20 protein-coding genes are annotated in these 25,060 nt (G+C 59.6%); 12 read left to right on the forward strand and 8 right to left on the reverse strand.

All coding sequences use genetic code 11. The features are described 5' to 3' along the window. Positions 1–21 precede the first annotated feature (21 nt). The 3 genes from AAEO81_RS21335 to uraH form a co-directional block, all read right to left on the reverse strand. Complete coding sequence (locus tag AAEO81_RS21335; RefSeq protein ID WP_341958920.1) at positions 22–1,500, reverse strand: hypothetical protein; 1,479 nt, start codon at positions 1,498–1,500, stop codon at positions 22–24. Beyond that, the gene (locus AAEO81_RS21340) at positions 1,497–3,149 is read right to left on the reverse strand and encodes a DUF6543 domain-containing protein (protein ID WP_341958922.1); all 1,653 of its coding nucleotides are present in this window, start codon (positions 3,147–3,149) and stop codon (positions 1,497–1,499) included. The genes AAEO81_RS21335 and AAEO81_RS21340 overlap by 4 nt, the downstream gene beginning before the upstream one ends. Positions 3,150–3,303: 154 nt before the next feature. Next, positions 3,304–3,657: a hydroxyisourate hydrolase gene (gene uraH / locus AAEO81_RS21345; RefSeq protein ID WP_341958923.1), complete on the reverse strand. Its 354-nt coding sequence runs from the start codon at positions 3,655–3,657 to the stop codon at positions 3,304–3,306. A 413-nt stretch (positions 3,658–4,070) separates the two neighbouring features. Between uraH and puuE the strand changes: the two genes are divergently transcribed. The 7 genes from puuE to AAEO81_RS21380 all read left to right on the forward strand — a co-directional run bounded on the left by puuE (position 4,071) and on the right by AAEO81_RS21380 (position 11,322). Then, the gene (gene puuE / locus AAEO81_RS21350) at positions 4,071–5,012 is read left to right on the forward strand and encodes an allantoinase PuuE (RefSeq protein ID WP_341958924.1); all 942 of its coding nucleotides are present in this window, start codon (positions 4,071–4,073) and stop codon (positions 5,010–5,012) included. Continuing rightward, positions 5,009–5,524 (forward strand): 2-oxo-4-hydroxy-4-carboxy-5-ureidoimidazoline decarboxylase, encoded by a 516-nt coding sequence (uraD, locus tag AAEO81_RS21355; RefSeq protein WP_166597888.1) that lies wholly within the window; start codon positions 5,009–5,011, stop codon positions 5,522–5,524. The genes puuE and uraD overlap by 4 nt, the downstream gene beginning before the upstream one ends. 43 nt (positions 5,525–5,567) lie before the next feature. Continuing rightward, entirely contained in the window at positions 5,568–6,563 is a 996-nt protein-coding gene (gene alc / locus AAEO81_RS21360) for an allantoicase (RefSeq protein ID WP_341958926.1), read from the forward strand. Between the two features lie 171 nt (positions 6,564–6,734). Continuing rightward, positions 6,735–7,235 carry an ureidoglycolate lyase gene (locus AAEO81_RS21365; RefSeq protein ID WP_341958927.1) on the forward strand — a complete coding sequence of 167 codons (501 nt, stop codon included), beginning with the start codon at positions 6,735–6,737 and terminating at the stop codon, positions 7,233–7,235. 50 nt (positions 7,236–7,285) lie between these two features. Next, on the forward strand, positions 7,286–8,599 hold the full coding sequence (locus AAEO81_RS21370; protein WP_341958928.1) for a urate hydroxylase PuuD: 1,314 nt from the start codon (positions 7,286–7,288) through the stop codon (positions 8,597–8,599). A 219-nt stretch (positions 8,600–8,818) separates the two neighbouring features. After that, a complete protein-coding gene (locus AAEO81_RS21375) occupies positions 8,819–10,174 on the forward strand; it encodes a nucleobase:cation symporter-2 family protein (RefSeq protein ID WP_341958929.1) in 1,356 nt (451 codons plus the stop codon). 359 nt (positions 10,175–10,533) lie between these two features. Further along, a complete protein-coding gene (locus AAEO81_RS21380; RefSeq protein ID WP_341958930.1) occupies positions 10,534–11,322 on the forward strand; it encodes an outer membrane protein OmpK in 789 nt (262 codons plus the stop codon). Between the two features lie 45 nt (positions 11,323–11,367). Here the strand turns inward: AAEO81_RS21380 and AAEO81_RS21385 are convergent, their stop codons facing one another. The 3 genes from AAEO81_RS21385 to AAEO81_RS21395 form a co-directional block, all read right to left on the reverse strand. Then, positions 11,368–14,175: an RHS repeat-associated core domain-containing protein gene (locus tag AAEO81_RS21385; RefSeq protein WP_341958931.1), complete on the reverse strand. Its 2,808-nt coding sequence runs from the start codon at positions 14,173–14,175 to the stop codon at positions 11,368–11,370. Positions 14,176–14,249: 74 nt separating this feature from the next. After that, positions 14,250–17,138, reverse strand: a complete 2,889-nt coding sequence (locus tag AAEO81_RS21390; protein WP_341958932.1) for an RHS repeat-associated core domain-containing protein — start codon at positions 17,136–17,138, stop codon at positions 14,250–14,252. A gap of 351 nt (positions 17,139–17,489) precedes the next feature. Further along, positions 17,490–17,711, reverse strand: coding sequence for a hypothetical protein (locus AAEO81_RS21395; protein WP_166597898.1), 222 nt, complete (start codon positions 17,709–17,711; stop codon positions 17,490–17,492). Positions 17,712–17,923: 212 nt separating this feature from the next. Here AAEO81_RS21395 and AAEO81_RS21400 point away from each other — a divergent pair, with 212 nt between their 5' ends. Further along, positions 17,924–18,532 carry a TetR/AcrR family transcriptional regulator gene (locus tag AAEO81_RS21400; protein ID WP_341958933.1) on the forward strand — a complete coding sequence of 203 codons (609 nt, stop codon included), beginning with the start codon at positions 17,924–17,926 and terminating at the stop codon, positions 18,530–18,532. Between the two features lie 6 nt (positions 18,533–18,538). On the opposite strand, the gene AAEO81_RS21405 is transcribed toward AAEO81_RS21400, so the two are convergent. Continuing rightward, positions 18,539–18,931 (reverse strand): response regulator, encoded by a 393-nt coding sequence (locus AAEO81_RS21405; protein WP_341964592.1) that lies wholly within the window; start codon positions 18,929–18,931, stop codon positions 18,539–18,541. 644 nt (positions 18,932–19,575) lie between these two features. On the opposite strand from AAEO81_RS21405, the gene AAEO81_RS21410 reads away from it, so the two are divergent. From AAEO81_RS21410 to AAEO81_RS21425, 4 genes are all read left to right on the forward strand, one after another. After that, positions 19,576–21,207, forward strand: coding sequence for a methyl-accepting chemotaxis protein (locus tag AAEO81_RS21410; protein WP_341958934.1), 1,632 nt, complete (start codon positions 19,576–19,578; stop codon positions 21,205–21,207). 230 nt (positions 21,208–21,437) lie between these two features. Beyond that, complete coding sequence (locus AAEO81_RS21415) at positions 21,438–22,322, forward strand: urea transporter (RefSeq protein ID WP_341958935.1); 885 nt, start codon at positions 21,438–21,440, stop codon at positions 22,320–22,322. Between the two features lie 45 nt (positions 22,323–22,367). Beyond that, entirely contained in the window at positions 22,368–23,225 is an 858-nt protein-coding gene (locus AAEO81_RS21420) for an ion transporter (protein WP_341958936.1), read from the forward strand. Positions 23,226–23,336: 111 nt separating this feature from the next. Then, positions 23,337–24,335 (forward strand): sulfate ABC transporter substrate-binding protein, encoded by a 999-nt coding sequence (locus tag AAEO81_RS21425; RefSeq protein WP_341958937.1) that lies wholly within the window; start codon positions 23,337–23,339, stop codon positions 24,333–24,335. A gap of 271 nt (positions 24,336–24,606) precedes the next feature. Here the strand turns inward: AAEO81_RS21425 and AAEO81_RS21430 are convergent, their stop codons facing one another. Beyond that, entirely contained in the window at positions 24,607–25,032 is a 426-nt protein-coding gene (locus AAEO81_RS21430) for a hypothetical protein (protein WP_166597904.1), read from the reverse strand. Between the last annotated feature and the right edge of the window lie 28 nt (positions 25,033–25,060).

Below are 25,060 nucleotides of genomic sequence, written 5' to 3' on the forward strand. Positions count from 1 at the left end.
CTCAAGGCAGCGGCGTGTTCCTCACGGTTCGGCGACGCGCTGTATGAACACCTGCGGCGCCGGCTCCAGCGAGCTGCCGCTTCTGACACCCCCGATCAATTTCACCAGACGCCCCTGATCCCGGGCTTCGAGCAAGGTATTCAACGCACCTTCTCCCGGTCGCGCCGCCGCCCACTCATCGATCCAGCGATTGGACAGGGGAACGGCGGCGTTTGGCGTCAGGGTCTGAAACTCCACTTGCGAAGCAGAGACGAAATGCGTGTTCAGCATGTAGAGGTGCTCCTGTCCGGTGCGTCGGAACAACAGGATCGAACGCACCTGCAACACCGCTTCACCGTCGGAAACCATGCGGTAGCCTGCGTCGGTCATCAACGCCGACATGAACTCACGCATTGCCGTTTTTGCCGGTGCGCCGATGCGAGGGCCACTGGTGACCCTTTCCAGCAGGGTCACCAGCGGAGGTTTCGAGACCGCGAAATCCAGACGTTTGAAATCCTGAATCGACGGGCCGTAACTGATCCACAGGCGGGGCATGGTGGTGCCGATTCCGGTGAGAGGTGCACCTTCAAGCATCAGCAGCGGATCATTCAACTGCGGTAACGGCGCCAGCTGTCCCTTTTTCCAGGCGTTGAGGGTGGCCTTGGTGTTGATCAGGCGGGTGGCCGTCAGACCCGTGTGCGCCTGATCAGCGGCGTCGTAGATTTTTTCTGCGAGAATCCGGCACGTGGCCGGGCTCAGTCCAGGCCTTGCCTCCTCCACCAGATGCTGAATCTTCAACCTGAACAACGGACCGTGCACGGTCCAGCGCCCATCCTTGAAAGACGCCATCGCCGGTTGATTCAGGCGGTCCCGGCGTATGGTTTCGTTGAGGCCGGAAAAACTGTCCTCAAGGGTCGTCGGACTTTTCAGGAACACGATCGAAGGATTCTGGCTCGCCCCGCTCGGCAGGATGTCGAATCGCTGATCGTCGATCTGCACGAAGTTGCTGCCCGGTTGATCTTTGAGCCGGAAGATCGGTGGAAACACCTCGATCTGTTGCAGCCTGCCGGCGTCATCCAGAGGGCGACCCCAACGCTTCCAGCGGTCGACGCCGTCCAGTGCATCGAGTAACGCCGAAGACCCTGGTTGAGGTGGACGCGTCTGCTGGCCTTCTGCTGTGGGCGGCTCCTTGCGTTTACTGCCGCTGGTGCCAGGTTGTGGCTCGGCGTGCGGCGGCCGACGATAGGCCTCGGCCCATTCAGGAACCGCCTTGTGTTTCTGGTAGTGCACGGCGATGTCCAGCTCCAGCCTGCGCTGACGATCAGCCGGAAACTCGAACTCATCAAGCAACTGCCGTGCGTGTCGGTTCTTGAACGCAGGGTCGCCGTGGGCCTGGGCGATCAGGGTTTCGGCAATGGTCGAGCGCATGCCGCCCCTGAGCCCGACATCCGAGTGGTACACCCAGGCGCCATTGTGAAACCGCACCGGGGGTTCGAAGCCATGAACGGCGGTCTTCTTCAAGCGCAGCGTTTGCTCCCCGCGCGTCGGTAGACCTCGTACGCCTGCCCTTCGCGCTCGATCCACAGTTGACCGTCCTTGAGCCGCGTGCCGAGATCGCGACCGGATTGCGGCACCGCATCATTCAGTGACTTGGGCACTGCATAGCCCTCGAACGGCGTCAGCACGTGCTCGCGCAGCCCGGACGTCGCAGTCTTCAGCCTCGCGCTGCGCCGCGCCATCCGTCCCAGCACAAACACGCTGGCGGCACCGGGAATCACCGACATCGCCACGTCGAGCACACTCATCGCCGTGCTACCCAACGCCAGCAGGCCGTCGTCCAGGCGCCCCTCCCTGAAGGCTTTCATGGCGTCGTGGCCATCCAGCCAGCCATCCTGCACGCTGACCAGGGTGCCGATGCCGGGAAGCAGACCCAACAGGGCTTTCAGGTACCCCACATACCTCTCGCCTTGCTGCCGGTTCTGCTCGGTCTGGATGTCGAAGCGGGTGCGCGCGCGGCTCTGGATCGCCTGCTGAAGCATCCAGGCGCGGGTGTCGAGCTGCTGGGCGGCGAGTTGCAGGTCGAGCGCGGGAACGAAACGCAGAAAACCTTCGAACCCGCGAGCCAGTGACTGGTTGATGTAGCTGACGTGACAGGCCGCCCCCTGAGCGTCCAGCGTGCGCTGTGCGAGGTAACCCGTCAGCGCGGGCTTGCTGATCAGGTGCTGGATCAAGCGGGATCGGGCGGTTTCAGGATCGGACGCCTCGACAGTCAGGACGTCGTCGGGCGCGTCGGGCAGGTAGATCACGGTGTGGTTGGAGACTTTGCTGCGAATTGCACACAGTCCGCTCAACGTGTGGCTGTCCTGCTCGCCACTCACCGAGGTGCCCGGCTTGAACTGCAGCCAGTTCATCTCGATGCCAGCGGCGTCGCTTTCGGCCTGAGAGCGAGACTGGGCTGCCAGTTGCAGCAACAGACCACCCTCTTCGCTCAGGCGTCGACGATTGAGTTCGCAGAACGCCTCCAGCTCGATCTTGCGCTGATAGGGTTCCAGCAGGCGCTCGGCGTCGAGCTGTTGTTGCACCGTGGACGCAGGTGCCAGCTGGAACACTTTTTTAAGCAAATTACGGTAGTGCAGCGCAACGTCCAGCTGCGGAATGACCGCGTGCAGCCAAGTGCCCGACAGGTTCGACGTGCCATGGATCGCGGCGAAATCGAAACGCCGCGCCATCTGCGCGTCACCCGCTGCAAAATTGCGCTCGGCCAGGGCCGCCAACGTCAGGCGCTCACGCTCCCGACTGGCGACCCACGGTGCAAAATAATTCGTCACCCGCCCGTATTGAGGGTCGATTCGGTAGTCGCGCCAGACCCGTTTCGGCAGCTCGACAGTGATGAGATCAGGATCGAGATCGATGCCCAGATCATCCTTGATCCTGGCCTTGATGCGCGCTCGAACGAAATCTTCGAACGAAGGCAGCACGTGATCCAGATGGTTTTCAAGTGCCTGGGCGCTGGCGTGGTACTCGGTGAGCCGCTGGGCATATTCATCGCGAACAGGCTGCTCGACGGTGCTCAGCCAGCCGGGCATCGCAATGCTGAGTGACTGCAAGGGTTGATCGTGGGGTTCGTCTGCGGTCAGCAGGTCGACGGGCTGTAAAACGGTACCGGTCATGGCGGGCTCCAGGTGTATGAGATGCACTGGAGTGTTCACAGGTTGCAACCGGCCCTGCGGTACATATTCATCGGGCGAAAAAAAGCCCGCAGTGTGGGGCGGGCAAGAGGTACAGGGGCATAGCGATGTCACAGGTTGTTCGGTTACGTGATGCCTAGCTGCCGCGATACGTGGAATAGCTGTACGGCGAAATCAGCAGCGGAACGTGGTAGTGATCCTGCCCGGCGTCGATGCCGAACCGCAGCACTACGACGTCGAGAAAGGCCTGATCACCCAGTTTCACGCCCTTGGCCCGGTAGTAATCGCCAGCGCTGAATTGCAGCTGGTAGACACCCGAACGGTAATCCTCGTCCTGTAACAAGGGGGCGTCGCAGCGGCCGTCACTGTTGGTCACGGCTTCGGCAATCTTTTCCAGCTGCTCGCCATCGACCCGGTACAGGGCAATGCGGATGTTGCTGCCGGGGCAGCCGTGTGCGGCGTCCAGCACGTGTGTGGTCAGTCGTCCCATGGCGCGTCGGTGCCTCGCTTGGAGATTGAGTGGAATCGCACCGTTCCAGTGCCGCTTTTGAGAGCGGAGCACGGTTGAACAGCGCGAGCGATGTCGAATTAAGACATTTTCAAAAGAAATTGTACACAATAAAAATCACTTTTTATGCGGCTCATTGCCAGTCACGCCTGTAAGCCCCGAAACGCCGAATGGCGAGGCCCCTGTTGAAGTTTTTCGGCGGATTCTGACCACTCAGGCAAGTTTCTTGCAACGTCATCTGTCATGAGAAAAGCGAGAAAACAGGCTTACAAATCACAATTAAACTTGTATACAATCGTCCCATCGCCGCGACGGTCGACGGATCACGATCACACCTCAGTGCAGATCGATCCCCCTCCACCGTCACAGACAACACGTAGATAAGGAAGATTGCAGTGAGCGCCGACTATCCACGCGACCTGATCGGTTACGGCCGTAACCCGCCCCACCCCCACTGGCCGGGCAATGCCCGTATCGCGTTGTCGTTCGTACTCAATTACGAAGAAGGCGGCGAGCGCAATATTCTGCACGGCGACAAGGAATCCGAGGCGTTCCTGTCCGAGATGGTCGCCGCCCAGCCGCTGCAAGGCCAGCGCAACATGAGCATGGAATCGCTGTACGAATACGGCAGCCGTGCCGGGGTATGGCGCATCCTCAAGCTGTTCAAGCAATTCGACATTCCGCTGACCATCTTCGCCGTGGCCATGGCCGCCCAGCGTCACCCGGACGTGATCCGCGCGATGGTCGAGGCCGGTCACGAAATCTGCAGCCACGGCTACCGCTGGATCGATTATCAGAACATGGACGAGGCTCAGGAACGCGAGCACATGCTCGAAGCGATCCGCATCCTCACCGAACTCACCGGCGAACGCCCGCTGGGCTGGTATACCGGTCGTACTGGCCCGAACACTCGACGCCTGGTGATGGAAGAAGGCGGCTTTCTCTACGACTGCGACACCTATGACGACGACCTGCCCTACTGGGAGCCGAACAACAGCACCGGCAAGCCGCATCTGGTGATTCCGTACACCCTGGACACCAACGACATGCGCTTCACCCAAGTGCAGGGTTTCAACAAGGGCGACGACTTTTTCGACTACCTGAAAGACGCGTTCGACGTGCTCTACGCCGAAGGGGTCGAGGCGCCGAAAATGCTTTCCATCGGCCTGCACTGCCGCCTGATCGGCCGCCCTGCCCGTCTGGCCTCGCTGCAACGTTTCCTCGAATACGTCAAAGGCCACGAACAGGTGTGGTTCGCCCGCCGCGTGGAAATCGCCCGCCACTGGCACGACGTTCATCCCTTCACAAGCACCCCGTTGAAAGGAGCCGCCCAGTGAGCCGTTTCCAGACCCTGACGCCCTCTTCCCTGAGCCGCGAAGCCTTCGTCGAAGCCTTCGCCGACATCTACGAGCATTCGCCCTGGGTCGCTGAAAAAGCCTATGACCTTGGCGATTTGCAAAGCCTCGACGACATCGAGACCCTGCACGCCCGTATGAGCGACATCCTGTTGAGCGCCGACCACGCCACGCAACTGGCGCTGATCAACGCTCACCCGGACCTTGCCGGCAAAGCCGCCGTGCAAGGCCAACTGACCGAAGCCAGCACGAATGAACAGGCTGGCGCCGGTATCCACCAATGCACGGCTGAAGAGTTCGCACGCTTCACCGAGCTGAACGACGCCTACAAAGCGACGTTCGCGTTCCCCTTCATCATGGCGGTGAAAGGCAGCAACCGGCATCAGATCCTCGCGGCCTTCGAGACGCGCATTCACAACCCGGCCCAAACCGAGTTCGCCTGCGCCCTGGCCGAGATCAACAAGATCGCGATGTTCCGCTTGCAGACGCTTTAACCCTGACCATCCCCACGCCCCTTATCAAAGGCAGACAAAAAGAATGAAAGCTTACGCCGTACCCTTCGAAAAATTCGTCAACCTGGCCGATGCCCGTCTGGGCACCAAGATCGTTTCCGTGACCGACGACTGGTTCGCCGACGCCAACCGCCTGTTCCAGCCCACCCCTGCGGTGTGGAAGGAAGGCGTGTTCGACGACAACGGCAAATGGATGGACGGCTGGGAATCGCGTCGCAAGCGTTTCGAAGGTTATGACAGCGCCGTGATCCGCCTGGGCGTGGCGGGTTCGATCAAGGGCGTGGACATCGACACCTCGTTCTTCACCGGCAACTACCCGCCGTCGGCCTCGCTGGAAGCCTGCTTCCTGGCCTCGGGCGAGCCGGATGAGAACACCGTGTGGACCGAAGTGCTGCCCGCCGTCGAGCTGAAAGGCGACAGCCACCACTACCACGAAATCGGCGACACCCAGGCCTACAGCCACCTGCGTTTCAACATCTACCCGGACGGCGGCGTGGCGCGTCTGCGCGTGTACGGCGTGCCGCACCGCGACTGGTCGGCGGTGGGCGACAACGAGCAAGTCGACCTGGTCGCCGTGTTGAACGGCGGTCGCGCCCTGGCCTGTTCCGACGAACACTTCGGCCGCATGAGCAACATCCTCAACCCGGGCCGTGGCGTGAACATGGGCGACGGCTGGGAAACCGCACGTCGCCGCACGCCGGGCAACGACTGGGTGATCGTCGCGCTGGGCCATGCCGGTGAAGTCGAGCAGATCGTCGTCGACACCCTGCACTTCAAGGGCAACTACCCGGACAGCTGCTCGATCCAGGGCGCATTCGTCAAAGGCGGCACCGACAGCCAGATCGAAACCCAGAGCCTGTTCTGGCGCGAACTGCTGCCGAGCCAGAAACTGGAGATGCACGCTGAACACACCTTCGTCGAGCAGATCAAGGCGCTCGGCCCGATCACCCACATCCGCCTGAACGTGTTCCCGGATGGTGGCGTGAGCCGCTTGCGGGTGTTGGGTAAGGTTGCCAAATAACAGAGTGCCGTTCCCGCACTGATGCCGGAACGGACACCCCATGAATCTGTAGGAGTGAGCTTGCTCGCGATAGCGTCGGATCAGACAACACAGGCGTGACCGACATAACGCAATCGCGAGCAAGCTCACTCCTACAAATGACCCGTCAATCAAGAGAACAGAAGAACCCGCATGCGCACACTGATTATCGAGCCGTTGACCAAAGAAGCCTTCGCCCCTTTCGGTGATGTCATCGAAACCGATGGCAGCGATCATTTCATGATCAACAACGGCTCGACCATGCGCTTTCACAAGCTGGCGACCGTGGAAACGGCGACGCCGGAGGATCACGCGATCATCAGCATCTTCCGCGCCGACGCGCTGGAGATGCCGCTGACCGTGCGCATGCTGGAGCGGCATCCGCTGGGCAGTCAGGCGTTCATACCGCTGCTCGGCAACCCTTTTCTGGTCGTGGTCGCGCCACTTGGCGATGCACCTGAACCGGAGCTGACCCGCGCCTTCCTCACCAACGGCAGGCAGGGTGTCAATTACCATCGCGGCGTCTGGCACCACCCGGTGCTGACGATCGAAAAGCGGGATGACTTCCTGGTGGTTGATCGCAGTGGCAGTGGCAATAACTGCGATGAGCATTTCTTCGAAGAGAGTCAGATGATGATTCTCGATCCCCACTAATAAGAAGGGCCTAAGCGTCCGCCAGTGACGACAGGCAAACGGTAAAGACTGTGGCTGCACATCTGATGGAATGGCTGAATCTGGGCGTGCGCTGGATTCACATGATCGTCGGGATCGCCTGGATTGGCGCATCCTTTTACTTCGTCTGGCTGGAGAACAACCTCAACCGCGCCAACCCGCGCGACGGGCTGTCCGGTGACCTGTGGGCGATCCACGGCGGCGGGATCTACCACCTGGAAAAATACAAGCTGGCCCCACCGACCATGCCGGACAACCTGCACTGGTTCAAATGGGAAGCCTACTGGACCTGGATGTCGGGCATCGTGCTGTTGTGCATCGTGTTCTATTCCAACCCCACCCTTTACCTGCTGGCCCCCGGCAGCACCTTGAGCGGCGGCGAAGGCATCGCCATCGGCGTCGGCGCGCTGATCGCCAGTTGGTTCATCTACGACCTGCTCTGCGACTCCCCGCTGGGCAAGCGTCCTGGCCTGTTGGGGCTGGTGCTGTTCGTGCTGGTCATCGGCGCCTGCTACGGCTTCAGCCAAGTGTTCAGCGGTCGCGGGGCGTACCTGCACACCGGTGCAATCATTGGCACCATCATGGTCGGCAACGTGTTCCGCATCATCATGCCCGCCCAGCGCGCACTGGTAGCGGCCATCGCCGAGAACCGCACACCGGACCCGACCCTGCCCGCCAAAGGCCTGCTGCGTTCGCGTCACAACAACTACTTCACCCTGCCCGTGCTGTTCATCATGATCAGCAACCACTTCCCGAGCACCTACGGCAGTCAGTACAACTGGCTGATCCTGGCGGCCATCGCGGTATGTGCGGTACTGGTGCGTCACTACTTCAACACCCGTCACGACAGCCACAAATTTGCATGGGCCTTGCCGGTCGGCGCACTGGGCATGATCTGCCTGGCCTACGTGACAGGGCCTGCGCAAGTGCCGCGCGGTCCAGACGTCGCGGCGAACATCCAGTATCAGCCGCTGCCCGGTACGGCAATTGGCGGACACCGTGCCGACGAGCCGAAACCTGAAGTCGCTCCCGCTCCGGCCCCCGCTGCGCCTGCGGCTCCCGCCCAAGCGAGCAACAGCGGTGGCGTGGATTTCGACAAGGTGCACAGCGTGATTCAGGAACGCTGCGCGGTCTGCCACTCGGCCAAACCGACCAGCCCGCTGTTCAGCAGCGCGCCGGCCGGGATCATGTTCGACACCCCGCAACAGATCCAGCAACTCGCCCCGCGCATCCAGGCCCAGGCCGTGACCGCGCAAATCATGCCGCTGGGCAACATCACCCAGATGACCCAGCAAGAGCGTGATTTGCTGGGGCAATGGATCGACAAGGGGGCGCAGACGAATTGATGTAAGGGGGCGTCGCTTAATGCCCCGGATCTGCCTGATGTCGCCGATCCCTGTAGGAGTGAGCTTGCTCGCGATCGCGGTCTGACAGTTTCATCATTGTCGACTGACTCACCGCCATCGCGAGCAAGCTCACTCCTACAGGGGCGTGTTTGCCGAAGTCGAGGTTCCACCGCCCAGCCGCAACGGGCGTACTCAAAAATAAGAACAATGAGGTGTTGCATGTCCGAGTCAACTCACGCGCGCATCCCTGCTGCGCCACCACGACAGCCCCTGCCACTGATGCAACTGATTCTGGTCGGCCTGCAACACGTCCTGTTGATGTACGGGGGTGCCGTTGCGGTGCCGCTGATCATCGGCCAGGCCGCCGGCCTCTCCCGTGAAGAAATCGCCTTTTTGATCAACGCCGATCTGCTGGTCGCGGGCATCGCGACGGTCGTGCAATCGTTCGGCATCGGTCCCTTGGGCATTCGCATGCCGATCATGATGGGCGCCAGCTTCGCGGCGGTCGGCAGCATGGTCGCCATGGCGGGCATGCAGGGCGTGGGCTTGCCGGGGATCTTCGGCGCGACCATCGTTGCCGGTTTCTTCGGCATGCTGATCGCGCCGTTCATGTCGAAAATCGTGCGCTTTTTTCCGCCCTTGGTGACCGGCACGGTGATCACCTCCATCGGCTTGTCGTTGTTCCCCGTCGCCGTGAATTGGGCGGGCGGCGGTAGCAAGGCGGTGAGTTTCGGTGACCCGCTTTACCTGGGCGTTGCGGCGCTGGTGCTGCTGACCATCCTGCTGATCAACCGCTTCATGCGCGGCTTCTGGGTCAACATTTCGGTGCTGATCGGCATGGGCCTGGGCTACATCCTTTCAGGCTTCATCGGCATGGTGGATTTGAGCGGTCTGGCTCAGGCGGACTGGGTGAAAGTGGTCACGCCGATGCACTTCGGTATGCCGACCTTCAGCCTCGCGCCGATCCTCTCGATGTGTCTCGTGGTGGTGATCATCTTCGTCGAGTCCACCGGGATGTTCCTGGCGCTGGGCAAGATCACCGACCGCGAAGTCACGCCGGGCATGCTGCGTCGCGGTTTGCTGTGCGACGCGGCCGCGTCCTTTCTCGCCGGTTTCCTCAACACGTTCACCCACTCCTCGTTCGCGCAGAACATCGGCCTGGTGCAAATGACCGGCGTGCGCTGCCGTTCGGTGACCATGGTCGCGGGCGGCTTTCTGGTGTTGCTGAGCCTGCTGCCGAAAGCGGCCTATCTGGTGGCCTCGATTCCGCCAGCGGTGCTGGGCGGCGCGGCGATTGCCATGTTCGGGATGGTTGCGGCGACCGGCATCAAGATTCTTCAGGAGGCCGACATCTCGGATCGTCGCAATCAACTGCTGGTGGCGGTGAGCATCGGCATGGGCCTGATCCCGGTCGTCCGGCCGGAGTTCTTCAGCCAGTTGCCGCACTGGATGGGGCCCATCACCCACAGCGGCATTGCCATGGCGACCTTGAGCGCCGTGCTGCTGAACCTGCTGTTCAACGTGCTGGGCGGTGCGGAGCGTGCCGCGATGGCCGGGCCGGTGCACTCGCACTAATCGTGGGTGCCCTGTTTTAGACGCACCGCTCTTTTGCAGCGCACTTGAGCGATGCGGCGCGAGTCAGTATCCTCCGCCGCCGCTCGACCGCGCCTCGAAAAACAGGGCTTGACCACCCGCACACAATAATCTGACCGAACGGCCAAGTTGCCGTCCAGCCGCGCCTCGCTCGAAAAATCATGGAATCGACTGTTTTCAATGACAGACGACGAGACTTTTTTGTCTTTTTTCAGAGGGTTGGCGTAGAGATTGCTATCTGTAAAAAGTTGATCAGTTGGACAACTAAAGCAGCAAAGAAAGGCGCCAAGACAGAGCGCCAAATCACCGCAACACCGACTTTGAACCCAAGGGAGTACCGCATGAACCGTTCGCTTTCCAGCCTGTTCGCCGCCAGTAGCCTGCTGGCCGCCACCCCCGCGATGTCTGGCGATTTGTTGCAATGGCAGAGCAACAGCCTGACGTATCTGTACGGCCAGAATTTCGAGGTCAACCCGGATACCCAGCAGACCTTTACCTTCGAACACGCAGACGGCTGGAAATACGGCGACAACTTCCTGTTCGTCGACAACATCTTCTACAACGGCAAGAAAGATCCGGGCGTGGGCAACAACACGCTGTACGGCGAGTTCTCCCCTCGCCTGTCGCTGGGCAAGATCTTCGACCAGAAATTCGAGCTCGGCCCGATCAAGGACGTGCTGTTGGCCGGGACTTACGAGTTTGGTGAAGGCGACGTCGAGTCGTACCTGATCGGCCCCGGCTTTGACCTGAACATCCCCGGTTTCGACTACTTCCAGCTCAATTTCTACAAGCGCTACAACGATGGCCACCGTGCCGGTTATGGCGCCTGGCAGATCACCCCGGTCTGGTCGTACACCATTCCCGTGGGCAAGTCGGACATTTTGATCGACGGTTTCATGGACTGGGTCGTGGACAACAAACAGTCCAATACCAAAGGCGACTACCACTCCAACCTGCACTTCAACCCCCAGATCAAATACGACCTGGGCAAGGCGATGAACTTGCCGGAGCGGCAGTTGTACGTGGGGATCGAGTATGACTACTGGACCAACAAGTACGGGATCAACGACACCCGGTATTTCGATACGGACCAGAACACGGCGAGTTTGTTGGTGAAGGTGTTTTTTTAAAGCGTCGGTGGGCGTGCGAGTGATTGACTCGCACCCCTTCAAGGATTATCGCAACGAGCCGTTGCTGCGTTCAGCCAGTAATCGCCTTCCTCGGGCGTGGTAAAAATCATATGCCGCTTCGGTAACGCTGTCGGCATTCCGAGAGGCCATTACAGATGCAATATGAGGAGATTCATTGAAATCATGAATGATCGCCGGCAAGTCATGTTGCCGTCCAACATTATGATGCAGCGCTTGCACCTGATCAGTAAAAAATGCCACTGGGGATAACGTTCTCTCAAGGTAGGTTGATGTCAATTGCCCATTCACCACAGCGCTCGAAACCTCACCTATATCTGGCCTGGTTCCGATTGAAGGCAAATATCTCGCAAATTGATCATTCAAATAAAAGCTATCCACCGTCCTTGATCCCTCATGATTGTGTAAACCGCTGACCTTCCCCAGATGCGACATTTCGTGAGCTATTGTTTTCTGAAGTTCAGAGTTCTGTAACTTATCCACATTCAGAAAAACCCGTCCGTGGGGGTCGTTTCGCACAACACTGGCTGTTTCCTCGGACTCTTTGGGTTCTATCCCTACGAATTTATCGTACCCCTCAAGACTGCGATAATCAGAGACCAACGCCTGCGTTCGCTGCCAATCACGCAAGACGTATGGCATCGCTTCATTGTGATAATAACCAAAATATTTCATGCTGACGGAAGACCTGTCCCAGTTCGAATCTTGAGCAGCAGCGATGGCACCCTTTAAAACTTGATCAACGCCCGCTAATGCGAGCCTGACCGCTTGCGCCCCAGAAGCATCAATGGTTTGTAGCTCACCCAGGCCTCTCCAAATAATGCGGTCCCCTCCCCTCTCCAGCATATTTTCAACTCGATCATTGAGCCCTTCATAAACTGCACCGTTTACTTCGAGATTTCTTACCGGTGACTGCCCGACAAACCCATACCGATTCAGCCCCTGCACATCCCCCGCAGGATCCGGATTAACCCAACGCTGCAACCACGGCGCGTAATACCGGAATCCGTAGTAATAAAGCCCCGTCGCATCACACTCTTTGCCGGAATAACGCACGGTCTTGTATTTAGCCTCAACAGCACTTCGCCCCGCCCACCACGCCGTGCCGCCAAAGGGGTAATAACCCTCGTGGCTGATCAACTTCGCATCTTTATCAAGTTCGAGTGTGCTGGAGCCCAGGTGATCACTGAGGCTGTAGCGCAACTGGTCATTCTCGATGCCGTCGGGTTTGCCGGACTCCCAATGCAATAGCCTCACGCTGCTACGCCCCGCCTCGACCGTGAGCACATGCTGCACTTCGCCGGTTGCCTCGTTGCGATGTATTTCCAGCCCCGGCAGGTAACGCACTTCGGCGGTCAGCGCGCGACCGCGCGCCTGACTCACTCGCACTTTTCGCGCCCGCTGACCCTCACCGTCGTAGCGATAAAGTTCGCTGTCATCAGGTCCATCGTCGCGCTTCACCAAAGTCACTTGGCTCAACTGATTGCGCGCATCCCACGTCATTGCCTGACCCGGTTGCAGCTCTTTGAGGTTGCCATTGCCATCGAAGGCTTCAGTGATCTGCCCGTCGTCCGGCAGTGTCCCGTCAGCCCGCTGGGGCAGGCTGCGGTTGCTCGTTGACGACACCGCCATACCCCAGGTTTCAGCCCCCGAATGGTGCCGAGCCACCAGGTTGCCACCTGCGTCGTATTCAAAGCGCTGGGTGTAGTTGATCAGCCGGTCAGGGCCTAATGGCAGGGTTTGAAAGTCGGGCAGTCCGGGCAAATGGGAATCCGGGGCGACTTCTCGTCCAGTGGCTTCGATCAGTTGGTAAAGGCTGTCGTAGGCGTAACGGTTGACCGGATCAACGCGCTGGTTTCTGAAAAACGAGACCGGCTGCGCAGCATCCTCGACGCTCACGACATTCCCAACGGGGTCGTAGCCGTAATTGAGATCCTGCAGCGCTAATCCTTCAGGAGACAACGCCAGCATCCGGGTCAACCGCCCGTCAGCTTCATCATAGGTGTACCGACTGATGACCCCATTGCCGCAGGTTTCGCGTTCAACCGCCCCCGACGCGGTGTATCGAATCTCGCTGGCCAAGGTGTGCAACGCCTGACTGCCGGTGGGCTGGAGCCTGACAACACATCTCTGTCCGGCGCAGGTATAGCCGGTGTACTGATGATTTTGTCGAGCATCGCAACGCACCCGCTCATCCCCCAACGCCCCCAACGTGAAGGTCGAGACATGCGTCTCAGCCTCCAGCAATGGGTCGCGCAATGAGAGCGCTTCAGGCCAGTCGGGACTGTCCAGACCGGCCAGAAAACGGCGTTGCTGCTGCACAATCGCGCCGGTCAAAGCGTATTCCTGAAAAGCTGTGGAGCCTGCCGCATCGTCTCGTCTGACTAACTGCCCACAGCAGTTATGCTGGGCGCCCGCCTCGTCGCCATCGCCATAGGCCAACCGCTCGACGACCCGAGGCGGCTCGGCACTGAGCTGCTCGACAATCGACACCGGGCGTAATGAGGCGTCGTACTCGGTCCAGGATTGAGTGCCGCGACTGTCTCGACTTTCTCGTACCGGGCCTGCTTCGCTTGGGAAGTTCAGACGCCATCCCGCATCGGCGCTCTGCACATACAGTGGCTGGCCGGACAAGCTGTAGATCGTCTGAGTCGCTGGCCTGTCAAGCCGGGCATCCTTCATCGCGTATAGCCGTCCTGAGGCGTCGAAAATCTGCCTGCTTGCGCGAACCTGAAGGTCTTGCTCCAGGGAAGCTCGATAACATAAGACACGGCGAACCTCGAGACTGCGAGGATCGACAACAACCAATGCGGGAGTTCGGGTGTTGAGGTTCATTGTGCCGACGTCCATGTGTCTGCGTTTGCCATCAGGACAGGCCGCAATTGAGTCTTCAGGCCGGGCAGGCCCTATCATTTCAACCGAGACCAAAAGGCTGGCTTGCGCTTATGGAATGACAAGAAATTGCCTATCTTTCGTTCGCCATCTGGCAGAGCAGCAGAAAAAATCCTGCCTTCCTCCCGACCTATAACCGCAAGCGTCGAGGATGCACCGCCGTCAAGATTGATCGAGGAACCCGCTTTAGCAGTGCCATCCAACCGATCAAGCCTGGACATGACGGCGGCCCATTCCGGCAATGTGTAACCGGGTGATATGGTCAGGTCTCGGCTTTCTGTCAATCCAACTGCAAGCCTTGTCCGGCCTTTTGAATTGGCCTGCGCAGGGAGACTGACTGCAGAGCGAGAATTAGGCTGATCCGCATGATTGAGATAGCCAGGTGTAGGAGTCTTTTGCTCAAAGCGAAATCTGGAAAACCGTTTCATCTTGTCAGCGGTAAATGAAGCGGTCCCTGCCGTAGACAACTGCGGTGCGGAATGAATGTAGGAACTGTCATCCATTTTAACTTTGACGTAATCACCTCTGTGATGCTCCGGAACTGACGCGGCGGGTTTGGCTTTTCCGTCAATTTTGTTTTTGCCGACAGAGGCATGAGCGGGGTATCCCAAGTCCAGCTTACGACTACCGTTAAAAAATCCTCCATTTATGACTGCCGTGTATGTGCTCGTTTTTCGAGTCACGCTCTCAATATCTGCCGATGAAAGGGTTCTGAGATTTACAAAATCGTCACCGCCCGAGATCTTGCCTCGGTAGGTTTGATCGATCGATAGATAAGCAAGTTGCCTCTCGCTTGCTGCAGCTCTGTTCAGGTCAATTCCGATCCGTTCGAACAAGGCATTATCTCCGCGCACTCGCACTGCAATAATACCTGGAACAATCGTTCTTACAGTCACCGCCGACCTTGCTCTTCTCGCGGCATCCTTCCAGCGCGCCGCCACTTCTGTTTCAAGCCCATCGTTATCAACGCATGTAATAGGATTATTACCGACCATCCGATACCGATTCAGCCCATCGACATCTCCCGCCGGATCCGGATTAACCCAGCGCTGCAACCACGGCGCGTAATACCGGAATCCGTAGTAATACAGCCCCGTCGAATCGCGCTCTTTGCCGGAATAACGCACGGTCTTGTATTTCGCCTCAACCGCACTTCGCGCCGCCCACCATGCCGTGCCGCCAAAGGGGTAATAACCTTCGTGGCTGATCAACTTCGCATCTTTATCAAGTTCGAGTGTCCTGGAGCCCAGGTGATCACTGAGGCTGTAGCGCAACTGGTCATTCTCGATGCCGTCGGGTTTGCCGGACTCCCAATGTAATAGCCTCACGCTGCTACGCCCCGCCTCGACCGTGAGCACATGCTGCATTTCCCCGGTTGCCTCGTTGCGATGTATTTCCAGCCCCGGCAGATAACGCACTTCGGCGGTCAGCGCGCGATCGCGGGCCTGACTCACACGTACTTTTCGCACCCGCCGACCTTCACCGTCGTAGCGATAAAGTTCGCTGTCATCCGGCCCATCCTCGCGTCCGACGGATGTGACTTCACGGAGTTGATTGCGCCCATCCCAAATCATCGCCTGACCCAGTTGCAGTGCTTTGAGATTGCCATTGCCATCGAAAGCTTCGGCGATCTGCCCCTCATCAGGCAGTGTCCCGTCAGCCCGCTGTAGCAGACTCCGATTGCTCGTCGACGACACCGACATGCGCCAGGTTTGAGCCCCCGAATGGTGCCGAGCGAGCAAATTGCCCCCGGCGTCATATTCAAAGCGCTGGGTGTAACGGATGAGATTGCCGGGATCGAGCGGCAGGGTTTGAAAGTCGGGCAGTCCGGGCAGATGGGAAACCGGGGCCACTTCCCGCCCAGTGGCTTCGATCAGTCGGTAGAGGCTGTCGTAAAGGTAACGGTTGACCGGCTCGACGCGCTGATTGCGGAAAAACGAAACCGGCTGCGCGGCGTCCCCAACACTCACCAGATTGCCGATGGGGTCGTAGCCGTAATTCAGATCCTGTAGCACCTGTCCCTCGCCAGTGAGTGCCAACAGCCGGGTCAGCCGCCCATCTGCCGCATCGTACGTCGCAGTGCTGACGACACCATTGCCTGCGATCTCCCGTTCGACTGCGCCCATTGCGTCGTGGTGAATATCGCTCACTAAAACGTGCACTTTATTGCTGCCCGACGTTTGAAGACCGGTGCTCTTTAGTTCTCCTGAGCAGGCGTACGTCAGAAACCGGCAATTGCCTCGGGCATCGGTCTGCACAATGACATCCCCGTCAGCACCGACAGCGCTCGTCGAGATAAAGCGTTCCGCTTCAAGCAACCGGTCACGTTGCGAAGGTTCTTGCGGCCAGTCAACGTGCCCTGTCGGTGCGAGAAATCGCCGTTCTTGATGCAACAAGGCCCCTGTCAGGCCGTACGCCGAAAACCACACAGACCCTGCTGAATCGTCACGTCGCAGCAACGTGCCGCACTGGTTGTGCGCCATCCATTGCGCGCTGGCGTCGCCATAGATGAACCGTTCAGAGACCCGAGCGGGTTCTCCATCGAGCGTTTCGGCAATCGCCACAGACCGCATCAACTCGTCGTATTCAGACGCAAACAGCGTGCCCCGGCTGTCGCGGTTTTCCAGCGGCTGCCCGGCTTCGCCGAACAACGTCAGGCGCCATCCCGCATCGACGTTATCGGTCAACAACGGCTGGTCAGAGAGACTGTAAACAGTGGAAGTCGAGGGTCGATCAAGGCGGGGGTCGGTAATTGCCAAGAGGCGCCCTGACACGTCGAACGCTTGGCGGGTCATCCGGAGTTCCGGGCGATCTTGCACATCGGCACGGTAGAAATCGACTTGACGCACGGGCAAGCCGCGCGAGTCAACCACGCTGAGACTGGGAGTATGGGAGCAGAGACTCATGTGCCGACGTCCGTGTCCAGGCCTTGATCAAAGGCTAGACGCAAACGCGACAACACAGGATCGCAGGTGACGTATGGTCAGGCTGTGTGGCGTTGAACCAGTCGGGCGCTGGCCACCGGGATGCCCACACCGACGACCATCAGACTCCACAGCAGGCCTGTTGTCGATGACGCTGGACATGGGCTATTTGGTGAGTTCGCTGATTCTGATCAGCGTGCGCCACTGTCGTAACCTCCAGCAGCTCCCACAGGTCGTGTGGCATGCCGGGAGATAGCGATCACCGTAATGAACTCGCTTCCACACAGGTATCGCGTACGGCGTACCTCCAGCAGCGACATCCGGATCGGCGCATCAATGCGACTCCCACGGCAAGGGCTTTCCCGCCCGGACCTTGGCATTGAGCGCACGCAGCAGATCCAGAGGATCACGGTCTTTCATCGCATGACTCTGCTCATCGACCCAGGTCATGACCTGCTGCCGGTCGAGGGTCGGTCGGCGATGCAGGATTTCCACCAATTGCCGCTCACAATGTTGGGCATAGGCGACCACGCTGGAAAACAAAGGGCTGTTCATAAGCCGACACCTCGTCACCGAATACCCGTTCAGGCCCCGTAAAGGCGCCCCCTTTTTCCACTCCCATCTTCACCCGCACACAATACCACCGGCACTCCCCGGTGCCACAGGGGACAAACAGTGAGGATTCAGGGATTTGCAGCAATCTTGAGCCTGTCGCGAAGCCGGTGCTAACATTCGCCACCGCCGAGCAGGCAAGGACATTCCGCTTTATGAGCAGCATCCGCGAGCGCAACAAAGAACTGATCCTGCGCGCAGCCAGTGAAGAATTCGCCGACAAAGGGTTCGCCGCCAGCAAGACCAGCGACATCGCCGCCAAGGCCGGTGTGCCCAAGCCCAACGTTTATTACTACTTCAAATCCAAGGACAACCTCTACCGCGAGGTGCTCGAAAGCATCATCGAGCCGATCATGCAGGCGTCGACGCCCTTCAATCGCGAAGGCATCCCGTCCGAAGTCTTGAGCGGCTACATCCACTCCAAAATCCGCATCTCGCGGGACCTGCCCTTCGCCTCCAAGGTGTTCGCCAGCGAAATCATGCACGGCGCGCCGCATCTGACGCCCGAGCAGGTCGAACAGCTCAACGGTCAGGCACGGCATAACATCGAGTGTATTCAGGGCTGGATCGACGACGGACTGATTGCGCCCGTTGATCCTCATCATCTGATGTTCAGCATCTGGGCCGCGACCCAGACCTATGCGGATTTCGACTGGCAGATTTCCACGGTCACCGGGAAGAGCAAACTGGACGACGCCGATTACGAGGCCGCCGCCCAGACCATCATCCGTCTGGTGCTGAAAGGGTGTGAACCGGATCGCTAGCCCGCGTCACGCCGGGTTGCGGGTCTGCAACGCCTTGTCGACACCGTCGAGCAACTGACCGAAACTCCACGGTTTGCGGATGAACGTCACCGCATGCTGTACCCCGGAGCTTTCCGGCGTTTCATGGCCGGACATGATCAGGATCGGAATCTCGGGCCATTTGTTGCCGGACAGGTTGGCGAGGTCGGCGCCGTTCAACGTGCCGGGCATGAGAATATCTGTCAGCAACAATGACACCCTGCCTGCGTGGTCATCCAGAAACTTCGCGGCGTCATCGGCGTTTTCCAGCGCATGGGTCGTAAACCCCTCATCGCCCAGAATCTCGCACACGAAATCACGAATGATGGACTCATCCTCAACCACCAGGATCAGTCCTTTTTGTTGCCCGTTTGCTGCCATTTGCGCTGCATCCACCATAATTTTTCCCATTGCCTGCCCGGCCGGCCCTGTCCTGGACTCGGGTGTTGTCGGTACTGTGAACGGCGCCAGCGCTGGAAATTCCATCGGCTGATGAGATTTGATCCAAATGAGTGTTTCACGCGCGCGTACGGGCAAATGCCTGACGGGGAAATGTAGCGGAGACCGGGATGCATACGCATGCCAAACGGCGTTTTTCGCGGGCATAAAAAAACCCGCCGAAGCGGGTTTGTGCAACACCGTCCAACTTCCTGTTGGCCGCCAGTACCTTGGCAACGGTCGATCATCCTTGATCCTGCAGTCATCCGTTGCTGCAGTTGATGGATCCAATGTACTGCTTCGATGGGATCCAACATAGAGCGAAACGCTCCATTTCGTGTAAGCCTTTGGCTATACGTGTAAACATTCTGACGTCATTTTTTGGGCATTTGGCAAATCCCCGAAACACATTCGCTTGATTACCGTAAATAACTTCACTGGGCTCTCAGGTTTGGCTTCGCAGCGCCGAGATGCTTTATGACGGGAATGAATCGCGTGGCCTTGGCTGTGGATGATTCTCTGTCTCGGGGGCTGGTCTCAAACACGCAGCCCGCGTCATAACAAGAACAATGAACGGAGTGACGGTCATGAATATGCGCAACTTCTCCATCAGCCGCCGGCTGTGGCTGATCCTCATCGTCGCTGTGTTGATGTTGTTCACGCTGGCGGTGGCCATGCTCAAGCAGATCCACGACGACCTGTACGACGCCAAGGCGCAGAAGACCATGCACGTGGTGCAGACTGCCGCGGGCCTGCTCGACTATTACCAGGGGCTGGAAACCACCGGCAAGCTGACCCGCGAACAGGCGCAGCAGCAGGCGATGGATGCCATTCGAGGTCTGCGCTACAACCAGACTGACTATTTCTGGATCAACGACCTGCGCCCGGTAATGATCATGCACCCCGCCAACCCCAAGCTGGTGGGACAGGACCTGTCGGGCATCAAGGACCCGGACGGTTTTCAGGTCTTCAATGAAATCGTGGCCGTGGCCAAGGCCAAAGGCGCGGGTACAGTCAACTATCGCTGGCCGAAACCGGGCGCCAGCGAGCCGGTGCAGAAAACCTCCTACGTGTCGCTGTTCTCGCCCTGGGGCTGGGTGATTGGCTCCGGCGTGTACGTCGATGACGTGCAGGCCGAGTTCCAGCAACAGGTAATCAAAGCCGTGTCCATCAGCCTGGGGATCATTCTGTTGATGGCGATCCTGCTGATCGTCATTGGCCGCAGCATCGCCGGGCCACTGAAAACCACGGTCGACGCCATGGCCAACATCGCCAGTGGCGAGAGCGACCTGACCCGCACCCTGGAAACCCACGGGCGCGATGAAATCACACAACTGGCGACCCATTTCAACGCCTTCACCGCCAAGCTGCGCCGGGTCGTCGGGGAGTTGCAGGTGTCAGCGCTTGGGCTGGGCCAGGCGTCCAATGACTTGGGCAACAACGCCGTGCAGGCGCAAGAGCGCAGCCAGCAGCAATCCCTGCAAATGGAGCAAGTGGCGACCGCGGTCAACGAGGTCACTTACGGCGTGCAGGACGTGGCGAAGAACGCCGAACACGCTGCCAGTGAAATGCGCAACGCCGAATCCCAGGCCCAGCAGGGCCAAGCCAATATCGACAGCAGCCTGAAACAGATCGGGCACCTGTCGGGCACTATCGATCAAGCGGTCGAAGTGATCCGCACCCTGTCCAGCGAAAGCACGCAGATCGGCGGAGTGCTGGAGGTGATCAGTTCCATCGCCGAACAGACCAACCTGCTGGCGCTGAACGCGGCAATCGAGGCGGCCCGCGCCGGGGATCAAGGCCGCGGCTTTGCCGTGGTGGCGGACGAAGTGCGCTTGCTGGCCCAGCGCACGCAGAAGTCCACGGCAGAAATTCAGGCGATGATCGAACGTCTGCAAAGCCATTCCGATGCGGCCGTGAAAGTGATCGGCGACAGCAGCCGGTCCTCGCAGTTGACCATCGAACAGGCCAACCTCGCGGGCCAGAGCCTCACGTCCATCAGCCAGGCCCTGCGTAACCTCAATGGCCTGAACGCCTCCATTGCCAGCGCTACCTTGCAACAATCCCATGTGGTGGAAGATATCAACCAGAACGTGACCCAGGCTGCACAGTTGTCGCAAAGCACGGCGGTGGCGGCCGAACAATCCAGCGCGGCGAGCGCGCAGCTCAAAGGGCTGAGCGAACAGTTGAATGGGCTGTTGCGGCAGTTCAGGGTTTAATAAGGTTCAAACAAAACTCCGGAATGCTCCGATCCCCTGTGGGAGACGCCGGAGGTACGACGGCAGCGACGGCGGTGTGTCATGAAACAACTCTGCGGCTGACCCACCGCCGTCGCTGCCGTCGTACCTCCGGCGTCTCCTACAGGTTCGTGATATCCGACCCTAGGGCTTGATTACGCCGGTCGCCCGACCCAATATGTATACAATAAATAGAACTATTGAATACATATATGAACACACTCAACCCTGCCCCCTCCTCCCATTGCCCCGACTGGGCCGAAGCGCTGCTCAACGGTTTCAGTCAGGTCCTGCTGCAACGCAGCCCCGTGTGCGGCCTTTTCTGCCTGATGGCGATCCTGATCAGCGCGCCGTCTCCCTTGGGCGGCGCGTTATTGGGTGCGGTCGCCGGATTGCTCACCGCGCAACGTCGCGGCTATTCCAAGGCCGAGCGGCAGTCCGGGGTCTACAGCTACAACGGCGTACTGCTGGGCTTGCTGATCAGCTACCGTTTCGATGATTCGCCCCTGTCACCTTTGCTGATCATCGCCTGCGGCGGACTCAGCGCCATGCTGATGCACGTGTGGATGCAATGGGCGCCTCGTGCGTCTTGCCTCAAGGCCTACACCGCGCCGTTCGTGCTGTTCAGTTGGGTGCTGCTGGTATTCGCCGAACCTGTGCCGAATGTCGGCATGGCCCATTCGGACCTGATCCGGGCGCTGCCACTGGGTCTCGGCCAAGTGTTCCTGCTGGATCATCCGTTGGCCGGTGTGCTGATCGGGGTCGGCCTGCTCATCGCCAATCGCACCGCCGCGGTGTGGGCGGCATTGGGTTGCGCATGCGGCATCGCTTTCGCGTTGTGGCAACAGGAAACCGACCTGGCGTTGCTAGGCCTTTCAGGCTACAACCCGGCGCTGGCAGCCTTGGCCTTCAGCCATGTGCGCCAGAAACCCTGGTTGCCTGGCGTGGCGATCCTACTGGCGATCCTGCTGCAACCGGGCTTTTCCGGGCTGGGGCTGGCGACGCTGACCGCCCCGTTCATTCTTGCTTGCTGGCTGGTGCAGGCTGGCAGTCGGCTGATGCGCCAGACGATCAGCGATCAGCGGTTGCGCTCCTGAGCGGTTTGTCACAGGCTCTGCCGACCTTGCATTCGGAAAACCCTCATGGACAGCAACACCGGTTGGCGCGAACAACTGCGCATCATCGTTTTTCAGACAGACACCAAGGCCGGTCGGCGCTTCGATAAGGCCCTGCTGCTGATCATCCTCGCCAGCCTCGCCATTGTGATGCTCGACAGCATCCAGGCCATTCATCGCGACTACGCGGACCTGCTGGCCTACATCGAATGGGGCTTCACGTTCGTGTTCCTCGTCGAGTACATCCTGCGCCTGTACTGCTCGCCGCAACCGCTGAAATACGCGTTCAGTTTCTACGGCCTGATCGACCTGCTGGCCATCGTGCCGGGGATCCTGGCGCTGTATAACGCCGACGCGCAGTACCTATTGATCATCCGCGTGGTGCGGATGCTGCGGATATTCCGCGTCCTCAAACTCAGCCCTTATCTGAAACAGGCGAACTACCTGCTGGCAGCCCTGCGCGGCAGCAAGCAAAAGATCATCGTGTTTCTGGTGACCGTCTCGACGCTGGTCACGGTGTTCGGCACGCTGATGTACGTCGTCGAAGGCCCTGAACATGGCTTCACCAGCATCCCCAAGGGGATTTACTGGGCCATCGTCACGCTGACCACCGTGGGCTTCGGCGACATCGTGCCGAAAACGCCCGTCGGCCAGATCCTGTCGTCGCTGGTGATGATCACGGGTTACTCGATCATCGCGGTGCCCACCGGCATCTTCACCGCTGAACTGGCCACCGCCATGCGCGGCGATCAGCTCCAGCACGATTGCCCGGTGTGCGCCAAGGACAGCCATGAGCCCCACTCGGCGTTCTGTTCGCGGTGTGGCAACGCGCTGTTTCCGAAAGTCGATGCGATCGCCGTGTCCCAGGGCGCCGAGAATTCATAAGCACAGACGTTTTTAATCTATTAAGCGACTGAGGCTTTTCGTTATAGTCGCGGCCATTAGCCAGCCCTTTATTCATAAGAACAATTTCCACACACGACAAAGGAATTCGCAGTGAACAAACTCTTCGCCGCTTCTCTTCTGGCCGCCGGAATGGCCTTTGGTAGCGCCGCCCAGGCCGCGCCTGAATTGCTCAACGTTTCGTACGACGTGATGCGCGATTTCTACAAGGACTACAACGCCGCCTTCCAGAAACACTGGCAGGCCGAGCACAAGGAAGACGTGACCCTGAAGATGTCCTTCGGCGGGTCGAGCAAGCAGGCCCGTTCGGTCATCGACGGCCTGCCCGCTGACGTGATCACCATGAACATGGCCACCGACATCAATGCCCTGGCGGACAACGGAGGGCTGGTGCCGAAGGATTGGGTCGCGCGCCTGCCGAACAACAGCGCGCCATTCACCTCGGCCACAGTGTTCATCGTGCGCAAGGGCAACCCGAAAGCGCTGAAAGACTGGAACGACCTGGTAAAGGACGGCGTTGAGGTGATCGTGCCGAACCCCAAGACCTCGGGCAACGGGCGCTACACCTACCTGTCGGCGTGGGGCTACACCCTGAAGAACGGCGGCGATGAAGCCGCTGCGAAAAAATTCGTCGGCCAAGTGTTCAGCCATGTGCCGGTCCTCGACACGGGCGGCCGTGGCGCCACCACCACGTTCATGACCAACCACATCGGCGACGTGCTGGTGACGTTTGAGAACGAAGCCGAGATGATCGCCCGCGAGTTTGGCCGCGATCAGTTCGAAGTGGTCTACCCGAGCGTATCTGCTGAAGCCGAGCCACCGGTGAGCGTGGTGGACAAAGTCGTCGACAAGAAAGGCACCCGCGTCCTCGCCGAAGATTACCTGAAATACCTGTGGTCCCCGGAAGGCCAGGAAATCGCCGCCGCCAACTATCTGCGTCCGCGCGACCCAAAAGTGCTGGCGAAGTACACCGACCGCTTCCCGAAAGTCGATTTCCTCAACATCGAAAAAACCTTTGGCACCTGGCCCGACATCCAGAAGACCCACTTCAACGACGGTGGCGTGTTCGACCAGATTTACCCGGCCAAGTAAACGCACCGTTTAACGCAAAACGGCGACCTCGACAGGTCGCCGTTTTTGTTTATGCCGGATGAATCGCGTCGCTGGCAAACAGCGTCGGAACGGTAGGAGCGGGCTTGCCCGCGATGGCGGTGTGCCAGACCACCCTCTGCCGCTGACACACTCTATCGCGGGCTAGCGCGCTCCTACTGCGATACGGTGGGTCAGCTACTGCGTAAGTAGGCTGGACGAGCGATCGCGAGCAAGCTCACTCCTACAAAGGATCTGCGATCAGCCGTCACGCTCAATTCCCGAACTGTCGGCTCAACCCCGGTGGCACGCCACTGGAATCGGTTTCCTGCCAAGGGCCGCTCGGCGAGGTAGACCAGGTCCAGCCGTTGTTCCAGCGGTAGTAGGTGCGTTGGCGGTAGAAGGTGTTGGGCACGTTATCCAGCACGTGCACGCCCAGCCTGGCATCCCAATGGCTGTTGCCACCGGGCGGCGGAGCGAAGTTGGCGGAGGTTTTCGGGCCGGACGGGATCGGCGTCGAGGGCGGGGTCTGAGGTGTGGTGCGTGGGGTTCCTGGCTGGGGCGTTGGCGACGGACTCGATGAGCCGCGAGGAATCGTCGGGATCGGTTCAGAACTCTGCGGCCCGGGGCGCTGGACCGCACAGGCGGCGCTCAACGCCACCACCACACTCAATAAGGCAAATCGTGCGACGCGATACATAGGATTCTCTACTGTGTCTGGGCCGCGC

It is taken from the genome of Pseudomonas sp. RC10 (genome assembly GCF_038397775.1).
In the GTDB taxonomy this organism is placed as follows: Bacteria; Pseudomonadota; Gammaproteobacteria; order Pseudomonadales; family Pseudomonadaceae; genus Aquipseudomonas; species Aquipseudomonas bambusae.